Source organism: Paenibacillus sp. FSL R5-0517, from assembly GCF_037974355.1.
Taxonomy (GTDB): Bacteria; Bacillota; Bacilli; order Paenibacillales; family Paenibacillaceae; genus Paenibacillus.
Genome location: NZ_CP150235.1, coordinates 5,025,771 through 5,041,221, shown reverse-complemented (window position 1 = coordinate 5,041,221; position 15,451 = coordinate 5,025,771). Strand labels below are relative to the sequence as shown.

The following is a 15,451-nucleotide window of genomic DNA, read 5'->3' as shown; positions in this document are numbered from 1 at the left end:
TTTGACTATTAAATGGTCACGAGAACCTGCTTGATGGTGGGTTTACGAGTGATAGGATAAGGGGGGAGCTTTTACTTGAACGACAGTGAGCGCCGGTTAGCGCTAGGTAATTTCTTAAGAGATTTACGCTCCTCTCTATCTCCCCTTGATGTCGGCCTTTTGCCTGGGAATCGTCGTCGAATACGAGGTTTGCGGCGAGAGGAAGTCGCCGGGATCGCGAACATAGGACTATCATGGTATACACGCCTTGAGCAAGGGCGTGATATCCGTCCGTCGGTAAGTGTACTGGAAAGCTTGGCTTCGGCACTCAAGCTGACACCCAATGAGCGAAGACATCTCTTTCTGCTTGCTGGAGAATCACTGCCTCCTCAATCGACTATTATTGAAGAGAAAATCAGCTCATCCATTCAGGACATGCTGAATGAATTGAATCCGAATCCGGCCTATGTCATCGGGAAAAAGTGGGATTTTCTTGCTTGGAATAAAGCAGCAGATGCTGTATTTACGATTAATAGGATATCACCTCCGCATGATTATAATTTGATATGGCGCCAATTTACGGATCCTGTGTGGAAAGAGGGATCGGAGGATTGGGAGAGTGTCTCGCAGAGAATGATTGCCGAGTTTAGAACGTCAAGAGCACGCTATCTTAACGATGATTCATTCGACAAGTTAATCGAAGATTTGAAGAGGACAAGTGCTGATTTTACGAGGATGTGGCAGTATCACGAGGTGCCAAGCTCCCTTGACGGTTACAAGAAGCTTGTGCACCCCACTTTTGGAGTTGTTGAGTTTGAGCATGTTACCCTACAATTTCCCAATGAACCAGATCAGCGAATCATGATTTATATGCCTCATCCAGAAACAAAATCTCGTTTAGAGCATTACTTCACGCACGAGTAGACAACCGTAAAGATTTAAAAGCACTTCATTTGGAAAGGATACATCACTCTTTGAACTATTATTTTCTGGAATCTCAATATCCACGTAGAGGGTTTATTAGTGGTGGAACGATTTTCACTCCTCAATTAGAGATGAATTATGTGGCGGTAGAGAATCCGTTGCCAGAGGGGACAACCGCAGAGGTTGAGTTATTGTCTTCAGTGCGCAAGATGAATGTAGATTATTTTGAGACGATCACAGGAACGAGACATGTATCAGATCGTTTTAAAAAGCTGTTGGAGGAAGCCAATACAAACGCACAGTTTATTCCGACAACGGTATGTTATCACAACGGTCGTATGGTGGAAGAAACCTATTGGACTGCACATCAGCTGGATCGTTTGGATGTTTTCGATTATGAACGTTCCGAATATGGGCGCAAAGCAGTCATTGCTGCATCTGTAGAACAGCCTCCACGTAAGATCGTCAAAGTTGTATCTCGAATCTGCCTTCATGAAGAGCGAATTGGTGAGCATGAATTTTTTATGCTGGATTATATCCATATCTTCAAACCCATTGTTTCAAAAGGTTTTTACGAAGTATGCCGAAAACATAAGCTGAATCTAAACGTTACAGAAGTCGGAGAGGTAACCTCCTGAAATGCATGGACATCAATGCATAGAAAGCACAAAGAAGCCCGCGTTAGACGCGGGTTCTTAATCTTTATTTTTTCCCCGGTAGCCCCCGAATTCTCCTCATAACTTATTCAGCCGCTCCTGCTGCAGATTGGATTCTGCTGGGCTTTGGCAAGCTAACTTAACTCCCCGATCTATGTGTCATGCTTTTCTTCAACGGATAATCCAATGGATGTAGTCTTGTATCATTTCTTTGCTTCGTGTTCGATTGATTTTATCCGGCTCGAGATACAAATTGAGAGCCATCCCATTCATAAAGGCATACAGCTTTTCCTGTTCCTTCTCTTCATCGGTAGTGCGTAGAAGACCTTCATTTTTCAAGTACGTAATGCAGTTCCTTATTGCGCTTTGCAGGTCCTCATAGTTGGCATCGAACCCTTTTTGCGTTTTTCCATAGCTTACAAATGCAAACCAAACCTCCATTTCCAATAATGTCTGTTCATCAGTCGGCACTAGCTCAAGCAAGTATTCAACAATTCTTTCTTGAGGCGCCAGTTCTTTTGTATTCAGATTCTTTAGCCGAGCAAGTACCTTTTCTTTAACTAACTCCATTGCAAATGCTAGCAGGCTCTCTTGTTTGGAAAAATAATGTCTTAAGGCTCCTTGTGATAATCCGGCTTCCTTCGCAATTGTTCTTGACGTTGCATGATGAATGCCCTGCTCACTAATGATTTTCCAAGTTGCTTCAGCAATAATATTCTTCATTTTCTCATGGTCCACGATTTTTGGCATACACACAGAATATCATATTATTTAACTCAACTGAAATAAATAGACGAAGAAGATGGGATGTGCTAGAGTTTATTTAACTCAACTGAATTAAAAAAAGAGGCAAAGCAACATACCACTCAAGGAGGATAATTGGAATGAATCAGCAATTCAAAGTAATGTTTCCAGGATGGGGAAAGGCAATCGGCCTATTGTGCATGATAATTATATTTGCTGCTGTATTGTGGTTGGTATGGACCGGAAACTTGAATATAAGGTACACAGCCGACCGTGAGGAAGTGATTCCAATATGGCATAGTATATTCCCGGCATTCTTTGGCATTTTCCTAATCCGTATGATTCCTTATGAAAGTCAAAGTCAAGATCCCTCGTCTTATCAACAAATGGAGAAAAATCGCTTGGTCGTTCAATCGATTGTATTATTGCTGTCAGGCGTTTTATTTACGGTTTCTCTGATAACGATAGACCCGCAAGGATTACATTTTCAGCTATATTATTTGGCATTCAAGTTGACGACACTATTGTTCATTCCGTTGATTCTATTGCTGATTTATCGCAAAATAACTGGCGGGCAACAAGACGTAATCTCGAAAAAGCCTCGCTCTCGCGGACACGTCATTGCACCACTGATCGTTATTGTGGTCTGGTGTTATCTAAAGTTTTATTCCCCGATTGCACAACCAGAAGGAGCAATCGAAGCAACCAATATGTCTGAATTACTTTTCTTGGTGTTGATCGGTTTTATGATCAATAGCGTATTGGAGGAAGTTTTTTATCGAGTTTGGCTGCAAACGAGGTTGGAGACTTTGCTTGGAAGATGGCCCGCCATATTACTAGTTTCAATACTATGGTCCATCTGGCATGTCGCCATTCAAGGAAGTGGTCAGTGGGATATGGATGTGGCCACAGTGATTGCAAATCATGGGGTTACGGGTCTCTTTCTTGGTTATCTATGGTCCCGCTATCGCAAAGTATGGGTGATTATCCTGATTCATGGACTCCTAAATGCATCCCCTTACTTTCTATTGCAGATCTTGTTTCATTAGCGGGAAATAAAGGTTCCTCTGAAATAAAGTGAACTACGATTGTTAGTAATCAGCAGTATCCGAAGCCTCCTCCAGCGGAGGCTTTTGGTTTTAACGGCTTGGTCCCGCCGTATGTTGAATAATCAGTGATTCGGCGTCAATTGTCACCGTAAGATCGAAAAAACGGTCACGGCATCCCTCTCTCCAGTCCTCAGGAACATTTTCGGAACAAAACCAGAAGCGAAGCAGTCGCCGCTCAGGATTTTGAAGGAATTCAACAGAAAACAAAATACGGCCAACCACCGCATTTCCTCATAACTGATCTAGTTGCTCCAACTTACTTCATTTTGTGTATTCAGGTCTCTGAAAAATGTTCATCAACTTTAGGACATGCATTTATGTTTTATATGTTATATATTCTAACTTAAATTTGTGTTTTTAAAACTTTTTTCTTGAATTCTAGCTTTATTTGTCATTTTTGTTGACAAGAAAATATTGTTGTAAATACATTTATATGTTATCTTTTATGTGTGTTATATAATGTCACATAACGTTACATATCGTAGAGGGGGAGCGAGATGTTTATTAACCGAACGATTAGGAAATTTGGGGTTTCAGTAGGGATTATAAGTATGTTTACATTTGCTCTACCTTCAGTGGGCTTTAGTATGCCGCTACAACCAACAACCCTTGAGAAGGTTGAAGGTGATTATTATGTAACGTCTGCGATTGAGAACATTCGCTGGGGATCACTGCCTAATCGAGACAGCTCTCCGATTCTTACTGTACCATCAGGAAGTGCTGTAACATTTGACACGGTATCGCATGAGGGACTGATGGAGGATCAAGGGAGAAATCCAGTGGAGTACTTCGGCAAATTCGGTATTTCATCCGATGGAGTGTTGGATGATGCAAAGGCAATTACAGCTTCTGGCATTAAGCATGATTTTGTAAAAGACGGACCTCATATTATCACTGGGCCAGTAGCGGTTGAGGGAGCGGAGCCAGGAGATGTTCTTAAAGTAGAAGTGCTTTCCTTGCAAACTCGAGTTCCATATGGTGTCATTTCTAACCGCCATGGTAAAGGTGCCCTACCTAACGAATTTCCAGAAAATACAGGCCCGCAAGAGGGAGCTAGCGCAACAAAACCGGAATTATATAATAATGTATCTATATTTACACCTATTGAAGAAATCAACGGTAATTGGTATGGTTTGTTACCAACAAAAGCTGGCAAGAAGGTACGTTTCCCAATTAACCCGTTTCTAGGTGTTATGGGGGTTGCGCCAAATACCAGCGAAGTTGTGAGTTCTATCCCACCGATTGAAACAGGAGGGAATATGGATATTAATGAGTTGGGTGTTGGTGCAACTATTTATTATCCGATCCAAGTTAAAGGCGGGCTATTTTACACTGGAGATCCGCATTTTGCTCAAGGGGATGGAGAAGTAGCGTTAACTGCATTGGAAGCTTCCTTGAGGGGAACAGTTCGGTTAACGGTGTTGAAGAAAGGTGATCCATCACTCCCACATAGTGGAGAATTCACGCAACCCTTTGCTGAGACAGAGGATTATTGGATTCCCATTGGACTGGACCCTGATTTGGATGAAGCGATGAAAGAATCAGTACGTGAATCGATTCAATTCTTATCCGATAAGCTTGATATGGATAGAAGTGTAGCTTATGCGTACCTGTCGGCCGCAACGGATTACGAAGTATCTCAGGTCGTGGACCGAACAAAAGGCGTTCATGGACTCATTCGAAAGACCGATTTCCTTGAATATGTTGACGTTGCCATGAATGTAGGTGGTACGACGATCAAACCGGTTGTTCATAATGATGAGTTCTATGTACCGATTCGAACCATTTCTGAGCTATTGGGCGGCACAGTAGAATGGGATCATAAGACGCGTACCACGCAAATCAATTTAGGTACGAAAAATATAATTGCTCAAATTGGTTCAGATGTGTATTCAATCAACGATAAGCTGGTGTTCAATAGTAAAGTACCAAAGCTTTTAAATGGCGAAACTGTCGTTCCGGTTGCTGTTATTAATGAAATACTAGGTGCTTATGTAAACTGGACGACGATCGACAAGACGTTAACAGCAAATGTATCTTTAAGTAAAAAGCAATAATAGATTTCATATTCAACCGTGGTGGACGGACGTCCATCACGGTTTTTTCTGTTATCATGAATCCAAACATAGAAAAATACATCGCCGGGGCAGATAAGCCACCTGGCGATGTATTCAACATCGATATACTGCTATACGTCTTTGTGCTCTTCCGCATTACCTATAGCCACCGGATTCTCCTCATCACTAATCCAGTCACTTCAGCTGTTTATTATGCTAGAAATCACTTCCAGAGGAGTTGTTAGGGGGCGATATAAATGGATTTACAACTGGTTGGGTTTAGAACCAATCTGCCTCCCCGATATAATTCCCTCAGCTCCCAAAACCGTCGGTCATTACATCGGGGAGACTTCTAGCTTTTCCTTCTTGTCCATTCGAAGTCGTGCTAGCAAGTTGATTATTATCAAACAGTTTTGAACCGCTTTCTGATCAATAATTAATGTTTATCATTAAATAATTATTGTTTTTCATGAACTTATCATTTAGTATATATTGTAAGTTCACAAGAAAAGGAGATTGCGTATGAACGGAATTGAATTTAAAGCCAAACCTGGACTCAAAAGAATGCACATTGCGCTTATGATCGGATACTGGGGAGGAATCGGGCTGCTCATTGCGTTGATCTGTTTCAAACTCTGGATTGGATTAAAACCTCAGGAACTGTTTTCTGTAGAAAAAGGAATCGCGCACTGGTTCTTTTCAGTACCTTTATCGGATACGCTGACGAATAGCGTTATGGTGCCTTTCACTTATTTTCAAACGATCAATCCCGATATGTTCGATGCCAAGACTGCATATCTGGTCGTCAGTTTGACCAACACTACGCTTATCTTCATTACTTACATCTACTCAATTGGCCAGATTCGCAATATAATAGGTAGCATACTAAGCGGAAGCAGCCCGTTTAATCAGGCGAATGCCACCCGTCTGAAAAAGCTGGGAATCGTCGTTATCCTGTATTCTTTGCTGGCGAAGCTCGTACTCAACATTCTGATCTGCCTGTTCGTTACTCGTATCTTCTCAATTAATCTGGGCGGGATCTCTGTAATCGGAATTATCATCGGCATACTAGTGCTGTTCGTCTCCGAGATTTTCAAATATGGCGTTCTTCTGCAGGAAGAGCACGATTCGACTTTATAAGAATGGAGATTGATGACAGTGCCGATTATTATACGTCTCGACCGAGTTCTGGCCGACAAAAAAATGAAATTAAATGATCTGGCAGATAAGGTTGGGATCTCTAATGTCAATCTGTCCAATCTGAAAACGGGGAAAGTGAAGGCGATCCGCTTCTCTACCTTGGAAGCTATCTGCGAAATCTTAGACTGTCAGCCGGGAGACATTATGGAATTTGTTCCGAATGATAGCGACAGCCGTGAAATGGATTGAGAGTGCCTCTCATCCTTTAAATGTTTCGGAATATCTCAGAACACTAATGTACCGAAGGTAAACCACCCAACCTAACACAAAGAACCCGCGCTTTGCGCGGGCTTTTTATCACTTGTACTATACGTTATTCTTCCCCCGTAGCCACCGGATTCTCATCATAACTGATCCAATCCGACCAGCTCCCGGAATACAGCTTCACATTCGTATATCCCGCTTCTTCCAGCGCAATCACATTCGGGCAAGCCGATACGCCAGAGCCGCAGTACACGATAATCGCCCCATCCTTGTCCAGTTTGCTAAAACGCTCTTCTAACACCCCAGTATCTGTCCAACGTCCATCCCAATCCAACACATCTTTCCAAAAATAGTTCAACGCCCCGGGAATATGTCCGGCCTTGGCATCAATGGGTTCCTCCAGACCCGCATAGCGGCGAGCATTGATCTGCTGATTATTTTAAATGTTGCATACCTGTGTAGACTAACGATAGCAAATAAGGGAAATAGTCCTGATAATTAAGGTGCTATATCCCTATAACCTAAATAAAGGAAAGTACCGATAAATAATATTCACTCCAAATTCACCTTTAATTAGGGTTAGATAGGAGAAAATCCAAAAGGAGGAATACAACTTACATGAATTTTAAAAAAAGCTTTATCATTTTACTGGTCGTTTGGTTTGTGATTGGAACCTTGCTTCCGACTAGCGTTTATTCGCTTTCGGATCAATCAGGTGCCTTAATAACGACTGAAAGTAGCGCCGAGAATGTGGATGTTTCTATGGAGGATTTAGCTTTAACAGACGACGAGTATCGGGATGGTATAGATCCGGACGTCCACGAAGAACCAGAAGGTGTGGACGAAGATGAACAAAATACAGATGATGCATCGACGGTGACGGAGGATACGTATAAGGAGGATATGTTTGCTCCTCAAGCCATCGCATTGGCTGGCGAAGAAGTTCTAATTATGTATCCAGGAGATTCCTATAGCTTTACCAATACTGGAACTCGTACCCGATCCTTGAGTACAGATGCCGCAACATCAAGAAGCAATTCTTATGATTATGCTGTTTATAAAGCAGATGGAAGTATTTCAACAGATAACATGAATTCACTTAGTAGCTTGTCTGTAGGAGCAGGGTATACCGCTGTCATTACTTCAAGTGGAAGCAATGCGATTACAGTGACTATACCGGTTGAATTCACCTATAGTATATCTGCAAATCCCGCCTTACATAGAGCGACCTTATCCAAAGGTGAGAGCTATCGGTTCGTCAATGAAGGAACACAAACAAGAGCTGTTAGTGCCGATACCTCCACAGCCCAAGACCGGAAGTATGACTATGCCACGTACAATGAAGATGGAAGCCTTTCTAGTTCCAACTTTGAATCAACGGGGAAACCATATTTAGGGGGAGGGAACGAGATCATCTTTACGGGGGCAGGATCTCAACCTGTCACTATTGGCCTCCCTTATGAAGTCTATACCGGTGAGTGGAGCGATGAACCTGCGTATACCAGAGTGACGCTGAGCCAAGGTGAAAGTTACCAATTTACCAATATCAGTGCTAAATCAGATGCGCTCCAAAGTGATGGGACCACCAAAGATAAACATGACTATGTCGTTTACCTTCCAAACGGTACGGAAAGTTCTACAGGGACAAATACGTCCACTAAACCTACGGTAGCTTCGGGAAGAACCGCTGTATTGACTTTGGTAACGGCAACACCAGTGACGTATGGTGTGCCTTATCGGACATTTGAAGTCCAAAAGGCCGGTGGAGATGCCATTACTCGAATTACCTTATACCCCGGGGAATCTGTTATTTTTCAGAACAATGGTTCCTTAGCTAATCCTATCAAAAACAATGCGAGCAGTACCAACGGAGCCGTTTTTGACTATGTCCTGTATACATCAGAAGACGTTGTTCATTCGGATGGCTTTAACAAAAACACAAATCCGATTATTCGTTCACAGGGTTATGCAGTCGTGACCGTGGCCGGGCAAGTCCCAATTGAATTTAGTTACACGAATGATTTTTCGGTTGAGGAAAGCATGGAACCCGCATACCATCGGGTAACACTTAACCAAGGAGAAAGCGTGACATTTTGGAATCACGGTAGCGATCGGGAATACCTCGACAGTGATGCTTCCACCAGCCAAGGACGGGTATTCGATTACGTGACATATTACCCTGATGGCACAGAACGGAGTACGAAAAAAGCAACAGCGGTTGAGCCTGTTGTTTTTAATGGGAATAAAGCAGTGATTACGGGTGCATCAGCTCAACCTGTAACTATAGGTGCGATTTACACGATTTTTGATGTAGAGGATCGACCGAATGAAGCCCTTACTAAGATTACCGTTTCACCGGGTCAATCGGTTAAATTCCACAATGGTGGTTCACTCAGTAATCCGATTCGGAGTAACGCCAAGTCCATAGGTGCTCTAGTTGATGTTGTGGTCTATAAGGCAGACGGCAGAGCACATAGTGACAAATTTAATAGCAATGTAAGTCTCGCTACAATTCCAGCAGGTGGTGAAGCTGTAGTCACCGTGGTAGGAAGTGCTCCTGTGTTGTTTGAATACACGGATGATTTCTCTGTGGTGGACAGTCAAGAACCGGCTTATCTACGCGCGACGCTGAAAAAGGGCGAGAGTTATGCCTTCAGCAATACAAGCCCAGATTCGGAAAGAATTCGAAACGATGCTTCCAGCAGTGAGCAGCGGGTGTTTGATTACATCATTTATAACGCAGATGGAATGGAATCTAATCGTAAATCAGCAACCGCAATTGAACCGACGATCTTAGGCGGTAAAGAAGTTGTAGTTACTACCATTTCAGATCAACCTGTGACGTTTGGGGGCATTTATCGTGTTTTCACTGGGCAGGAAAATGGATCTAGTGAATTCGAAGTTAGTGGAATTAAGGATGCTAATGATAATATTATAAAATACGTTAATATTGATAACTCAGAAATACCTTCGGATGGGAATCAGAATCAAATTATAGAATCCAACTATCTATTTACATTTGATGAAGTAACTGGTGAGACGAATGTGGTAGAAGTAGGAAAAGATGTAGAAACCATAGAGACTGCTAGAGCTATGGCTCAAAAAAGCGGAGCTCAAGCTGGTACTGTACTTGTAAATTTGATTCAAATTCCTATTGAGGGCGCTTCTCAATTAGAAGTCCGCTCGAAAATCATCTCAATAACAGGTAAAAAACCAAATAAAATTGTTTTTGACTTTGACGTTTTTAGAGGAAATGCGCGGGGGAGCGGAACGTTATCACATGGAGTTAAACTTACTTTGAAAGGTATCTTAGGTGTGAAGGTAGGGAAAGAAGTCTCTTATACTTTTAATATCTCAAAAACAGGATTTTATTTCACAGAACTTGAATTAAATGTTTATGATGCTTTTGGAAGAAAGTATAATGATATGGCTAACGTTGCTCAAACACGGCAAACTTTACTTAACTTAAAGGCAATGATATATCCTTATTATAAAGATCCTGTCTCACAAAAAATTATGATAGAACCATCTACAACAACGTGGGCAAAAACTCCCTCCATTGATTGGGACTCAAGTACGGATAGAGCGAAATATATAAAAGAATATAGTGAGCTGTATCCAAGGAACGGATATAATTGGTCAGGGTCACAAATAAATGTTCATCATATTAGACCGCGCGAATTTGGCGGAACAAATGAATTTAATAACTTGATTCCTATTCCAACTAATTTTCATGTTTATGTTGTGAATGCTTGGTGGAGAGACTATATAGTACGTTTTTAATAACAAGAGCTCTATATGTAATTAGGTAAACGCATTGTAAATCAATCTGAGGCGGCATTAGAAGATGGGGAGATAGAATGACAAATAAACTCATAAAAGAAACATCAGGTAAACGGCTCAATAAAAAGAGTCTGGAGAGATCATCCACTTGTTAAGTTATTAACTCAATCTGCGTTTATTGAATAATCATAATCATAGGCGGACACGGGAATTATAGTGTCCGTTTATGCATATAAGGAGAGTGGTTATGTTGTCGTTAGTGAAAAATACAATTAATGGTTTGAAGAAAAAGTTAGAAATGTCTAATGAGTGTGTTTACTTACAAGATCGTGAAGGTAATGTAGAACGATATGTCTGTAAATTCGCTCAACCAGTAGATGATGGCGAAATCGAGAGATTTATAGAATCTACAGGACAAAAAATTCCGTTGGATTATCTTGATTTTCTGAGAGTCACTAATGGTTGTAGTTTGTTTAATCACGAAATTTACGGAGGGGAAAGTAACCTCTTTCCAATAGATCAAGTTGAGTATTTATATACAAAGGTGAATCGTAGTAGGGGATATTTAGAAATAGCTTATATATCTGATGATACTATAATGATAGATTGTAATGCCTACTCTATGGGGGAGAAAAACTATATGTTCGTTGGGAACAGTACCTCTTCATTTGAAGATTTTAATGGTTTAGGCTGTGATTTTGAAACGTGGCTATACCGTTTTATCATTACAAATGGTTCAAAATACTGGAACTGGTAAAGACTCCTCCTTTAATTAAAGGGTAGCGATTTATGTTGTCGTAAGATTGTGTACTGTTTTCATCGTTCAAGGGAAGTTGGGATTTCTCCAGCTCTCAAAGCAGTCATAAACGGCGTTTTACCATAAATGTTTAATTGCTTCGGATCTGCACCATAGTCGAGTAGAACGCTGACTTCATCACTCTTGTCAAGTAGCCAGCAAAGGTGTAGCAGACTGATACCTTCGAAATCACATAAATTTGGATTCAGACCGTTGTTCAACATTAATTGAATTGTCTGTACATTTCCAAGAGCCACACATTCAAAGATGAATGGTGGCTCTTGGAAAATTTCGTTTACATATATACTAAAAAGCATAGTGCATTTTAGAGTATCATTGTTTTGGCAGGCTTCAATAAAACTTTGTTGTATTAACAACTGAATCAGTCCTTTTATTTCCATTAAAAAATGGACGATATTTTTGTTTCAATTACTTACTTCGTTCACACAATGGCCCTTTGTATGGTTTCGTGAACATATGGATAGCTAGAACTTACTTAAAATGAACTAAAAATACACGAAAGCAGGTGTAAGCATTAATACTCATGTCTTAATCTACGACGGGTTTGTAAATTTTGAAATAATGCTGGCAACTTATTTAATGAAAACTCAGGGGGAAATTATAACAGTGGGTTTAAATTCCGAAATGGTCAATTCTTATGAGGGCTTTATTGTTAAACCCCATAAAGATATAAAAGAAATTGATTGTGACGAAGTAGAAATACTGCTTATTCCAGGAGGAGATATTGGCGCCATAGAAGGAAATCGTCAGCTAACATCACTTATTAAGAGACTAGACATTAACGGGAAATATATTGGTGCCATTTGCTCAGGAGTTGAACTTGTTAAACAAGCAGGGGTTTTAGAAGGAAAAAGATTTAATGGCAATGGGATAAATAATAACGAAACATATACAGTTAGTCAGAACATAATAACTGCAAAAGCTAACGGATATGTAGATTTTGCGATTGAGCTAGGCAAAATGTTAAATATTTATTCGGATGAAGATGATTATAATGAAACAATCAGATTTTTTAAATATTTTGAGAATAATTAGTTATATGAAATAAGTTCAATCGTTGTTATCTATGTATTGACCACCCTGAACTCTCAACTCAGTTATTAATGAAGTTTCACCAGTGGGTCTGCACCAAAATCAAGAAGTAAATCTACTTCATCACTTTTATCAAGCTGGTAACAGAAATGGAGTAGACAATTTCCCTTGCTATCATTTAGATTTGGATTTAGACCGTTAGTTAACATCAATAAAAGTGTTCATTACTGGATGCAAAGATGTTGAGTGCCCGGATAGCTTCTTGAAGATGATCATTATAATTGGTGTTTCTATGAACTTTATTGCTATACATTGTAGATGCACATAAATTTACCTCCTGGAATTGGGAGGCGTCCCTCTCTACACTCCAACAATTGACAAAAATATATTGGCGTACTCTAATAAAAATATGAAATCGTTCGCCTGTTTTGATGTGTGGTCTGGGCATTGACAGAAAATGTTTAGACCATTTTGTGTTTTCATTGCTAACCTCAAAAGAAGACAAAACACAAAAAAACATGTCGAATGTAGTAATCACAAACAAACTTTCATCCATCAGTGAAAGTTTGAAAATAGCGATACATCTACATTCTTCAACATGGTTTTACATTAAAAGAGATAAGTTATATTCTAAGCAGAAAATATCTGTAGCCACAGGGGTCTCCTCATAACTAATCCAGTTGCTCGAGCTCCCGGAGTACAATCTCACATTCGTATATCCCGCTTCTTCCAGCGCAATCACATTCGGACAAGCCGAGACGCCAGAACCGCAGGACGCGGGATTCTTTCAGCCTAAATAAAAAAAGCCCGAGTCCTTATTTGGAAACGGGCTTGGAGCACAGAATATCACCTCGTGTTTATTGTGAAATATAATAAGCACCGTTCAAATTCGTGTTACTTTCGAATACTAGGACGTTACCTTCCACCTCGTACCAGCGTACCATTTGTCCTCCGGTCTTGGTTGCATTCGGCGTTCCATAGACGGCAATGACATGCTTCAGTTTATTGATATCGAAGATAATATTTCGCAACGTACGGCCACCCGCATTGTGAATAGAAGCTACATTGACGAGTAAGCCATCTTTGAAGATGAGATTAGTTCCATCATAATAATACCTGTTGGCATCCGACAACGGCCTTGCGGCAGGTTTACCATTTTCCATTGAATAATAATTCCCTGAATCATTTTCGATGGCCTCATACAGATCAGGGCGAGCGATCACATCTGCTTCTTTCAGATCTTTGGAGAAAACATGGAGCACTTTGTATTCGTAGCCTTTACCTAAAAGGGAATTCAAGAAACCTCCAGCCATGCCCAGTTTTTCGTTCAGTGTCTCCAACGGTACGAAGGTCTGCCCAGCCCAGGTTAATACCGTTTTATCGGTTTTGGAGACGGTCATTTTGTAATTACCACGATTGATCGTCAATCCACTGGTAGTTTTGGACACTGTAGCATCTGCAGCCTTTGCAAAATCGTTCACTTCCACATACCAGCGGTTGTCCTTCGTCAGAAAAGGCCCTTGGCCGGCATAACGCATCGGTTTGCCGTTTACGAGCATTTGTGGTGGAGCCTGCATGGAGATCAGCTTCGATTGGTCGCCCGTGTAGCCACCTGTATCGGTTTGTACCAATTGGGAGTTTTCCATATTACGGGTGACAATTCCTGTTGGCACATGCAGGTAGTAATCTTTCTTTTCGGCTTGGAATAAAAGAATTGAATCGCCAACTTCCTTATATACTCCACCGCCGGTATCCGGAATATCGGATACAACTTTTGCTGTTTTTGTATCAACGATTCGTATCGTTTTTTCTTTGGCTGTTTGCTGATGAATCAAAACGTAACGTTTGTTCTTACTGAATCTTATGTAACTTGAAGCATCTGAGCGAGATAGTGGCTTAATTGCTGTACTTGTAGCAGTCCGATAACCTACCATGGTATTTTCGTTTTTTGGATTTTTATAGGATACATAAGTTATTGAACCGATTTTATCTTCATAAAAAACATTTTTTGGTAGTGCGGCGGGAATCTTGCTTTTTGTTCGGGTTCCATCTGAATTCAAAATGTATGTTTCTACCGAAAAATGATTATTGCCATGTGTATTATAATTGCCGATTTTGGCGAGAACTTTTGGATCATTGGATATTTTTTTATACTCGGTGTATCTTAAGGTTTGGTCGATTTCCTGTGGATATCCAGCAATACGCGCCAGCAGTTTGTTACTGAGCAGTGAATAGATTCGGATATTTCGTTCTTCATAGTTTATTTCTCCGTTACCTTCTTGCAAGGTATATCCTCCAAAGTCATAATACAGTTGAAACGGAGGCCGGCTTTCCCCGAACGTTTGTACTTGATTCAACACGCTTAGAAGATTGCGTTCGAGATCATATTTATAGATAACATGATTGCTTACTGACTTCTTTTGACCTTTTGCATCTGGTTGTTTGTCTGTCGTTGAATCACAATAAATCGTAAAAGCTAGTGGACCTTTCTCTGTGTTCATCACATGTGTGCCAAAGCCCCAACCGCAGCCTGGATAAAATGTTTGCTTCAGCGCTGGATCATCTTTTTTGCGAGCGCTCTCCGAATATTGAGCGTCTTTCGATACAGCCCGTGCCTGCTTTGGAAATTCATGAAGTTCAGTCTCCACATGACCGTCATCAAAATAAAACTTCGTTACACGAACCTGAGGTATAACTCTGGATGCTTCTTCCTCATACTTGAATTCAAATTCAAATTCGGATTTATACCTCTCTTGTGCTGCTTCTGCTTTTCCACCTGTAATCGGTAGCAACCCACTAAATAAAATCATAGCTACTACGATCAGAAACTTTGTGACAAAGCGTACCCTACTCTCTTTCATACTCCATCTCCTTAAAATTGAATATTGGTCGCTAAATTACTAATTATAAGAGAATAAGGGGATAATACCAAGAAGGAAAAGTTTG

13 protein-coding genes and 1 pseudogene are annotated in these 15,451 nt (G+C 40.7%); 9 read left to right on the top strand and 5 right to left on the bottom strand.

Features of this window, described 5'->3' with window-relative positions; genetic code table 11:
• The first annotated feature begins 75 nt into the window (after positions 1-75).
• Both MKX40_RS22535 and MKX40_RS22530 read left to right on the top strand, forming a co-directional pair.
• The gene (locus MKX40_RS22535) at positions 76-903 is read left to right on the top strand and encodes a helix-turn-helix transcriptional regulator (RefSeq protein WP_339236366.1); all 828 of its coding nucleotides are present in this window, start codon (positions 76-78) and stop codon (positions 901-903) included.
• 50 nt (positions 904-953) lie between these two features.
• Positions 954-1,541, top strand: a complete 588-nt coding sequence (locus MKX40_RS22530) for a DUF1629 domain-containing protein (RefSeq protein WP_339236364.1) — start codon at positions 954-956, stop codon at positions 1,539-1,541.
• Positions 1,542-1,730: 189 nt separating this feature from the next.
• Here MKX40_RS22530 and MKX40_RS22525 read toward each other — a convergent pair whose 3' ends face one another.
• Complete coding sequence (locus MKX40_RS22525; protein ID WP_339236361.1) at positions 1,731-2,309, bottom strand: TetR/AcrR family transcriptional regulator; 579 nt, start codon at positions 2,307-2,309, stop codon at positions 1,731-1,733.
• A gap of 134 nt (positions 2,310-2,443) precedes the next feature.
• Here MKX40_RS22525 and MKX40_RS22520 point away from each other — a divergent pair, with 134 nt between their 5' ends.
• Positions 2,444-3,352 carry a CPBP family intramembrane glutamic endopeptidase gene (locus tag MKX40_RS22520; RefSeq protein WP_339236359.1) on the top strand — a complete coding sequence of 303 codons (909 nt, stop codon included), beginning with the start codon at positions 2,444-2,446 and terminating at the stop codon, positions 3,350-3,352.
• Positions 3,353-3,442: 90 nt separating this feature from the next.
• Here MKX40_RS22520 and MKX40_RS22515 read toward each other — a convergent pair whose 3' ends face one another.
• Positions 3,443-3,634: a hypothetical protein gene (locus tag MKX40_RS22515; RefSeq protein WP_339236357.1), complete on the bottom strand. Its 192-nt coding sequence runs from the start codon at positions 3,632-3,634 to the stop codon at positions 3,443-3,445.
• Between the two features lie 275 nt (positions 3,635-3,909).
• Here MKX40_RS22515 and MKX40_RS22510 point away from each other — a divergent pair, with 275 nt between their 5' ends.
• The 3 genes from MKX40_RS22510 (at position 3,910) to MKX40_RS22500 (ending at position 6,858) form a co-directional block, all read left to right on the top strand.
• Entirely contained in the window at positions 3,910-5,469 is a 1,560-nt protein-coding gene (locus MKX40_RS22510; protein ID WP_339236354.1) for an acetamidase/formamidase family protein, read from the top strand.
• 522 nt (positions 5,470-5,991) lie between these two features.
• On the top strand, positions 5,992-6,609 hold the full coding sequence (locus tag MKX40_RS22505) for a DUF2975 domain-containing protein (protein WP_339236351.1): 618 nt from the start codon (positions 5,992-5,994) through the stop codon (positions 6,607-6,609).
• An 18-nt stretch (positions 6,610-6,627) separates the two neighbouring features.
• Complete coding sequence (locus MKX40_RS22500; protein ID WP_339236349.1) at positions 6,628-6,858, top strand: helix-turn-helix transcriptional regulator; 231 nt, start codon at positions 6,628-6,630, stop codon at positions 6,856-6,858.
• A gap of 124 nt (positions 6,859-6,982) precedes the next feature.
• On the opposite strand, the pseudogene MKX40_RS22495 reads toward MKX40_RS22500, so the two are convergent.
• Positions 6,983-7,291: pseudogene (locus MKX40_RS22495) on the bottom strand (rhodanese-like domain-containing protein); the annotation flags it as partial.
• A 200-nt stretch (positions 7,292-7,491) separates the two neighbouring features.
• On the opposite strand from MKX40_RS22495, the gene MKX40_RS22490 reads away from it, so the two are divergent.
• The gene (locus tag MKX40_RS22490; RefSeq protein WP_339236346.1) at positions 7,492-10,656 is read left to right on the top strand and encodes an HNH endonuclease signature motif containing protein; all 3,165 of its coding nucleotides are present in this window, start codon (positions 7,492-7,494) and stop codon (positions 10,654-10,656) included.
• Positions 10,657-10,903: 247 nt separating this feature from the next.
• Positions 10,904-11,413, top strand: coding sequence for an SMI1/KNR4 family protein (locus tag MKX40_RS22485; RefSeq protein ID WP_339236343.1), 510 nt, complete (start codon positions 10,904-10,906; stop codon positions 11,411-11,413).
• 59 nt (positions 11,414-11,472) lie between these two features.
• On the opposite strand, the gene MKX40_RS22480 is transcribed toward MKX40_RS22485, so the two are convergent.
• The gene (locus MKX40_RS22480; protein ID WP_339236340.1) at positions 11,473-11,829 is read right to left on the bottom strand and encodes an ankyrin repeat domain-containing protein; all 357 of its coding nucleotides are present in this window, start codon (positions 11,827-11,829) and stop codon (positions 11,473-11,475) included.
• Positions 11,830-11,986: 157 nt separating this feature from the next.
• Between MKX40_RS22480 and MKX40_RS22475 the strand changes: the two genes are divergently transcribed.
• The gene (locus MKX40_RS22475; RefSeq protein ID WP_339243156.1) at positions 11,987-12,508 is read left to right on the top strand and encodes a DJ-1/PfpI family protein; all 522 of its coding nucleotides are present in this window, start codon (positions 11,987-11,989) and stop codon (positions 12,506-12,508) included.
• Between the two features lie 854 nt (positions 12,509-13,362).
• Here the strand turns inward: MKX40_RS22475 and MKX40_RS22470 are convergent.
• Positions 13,363-15,366 (bottom strand): hypothetical protein, encoded by a 2,004-nt coding sequence (locus tag MKX40_RS22470; RefSeq protein WP_339236338.1) that lies wholly within the window; start codon positions 15,364-15,366, stop codon positions 13,363-13,365.
• Between the last annotated feature and the right edge of the window lie 85 nt (positions 15,367-15,451).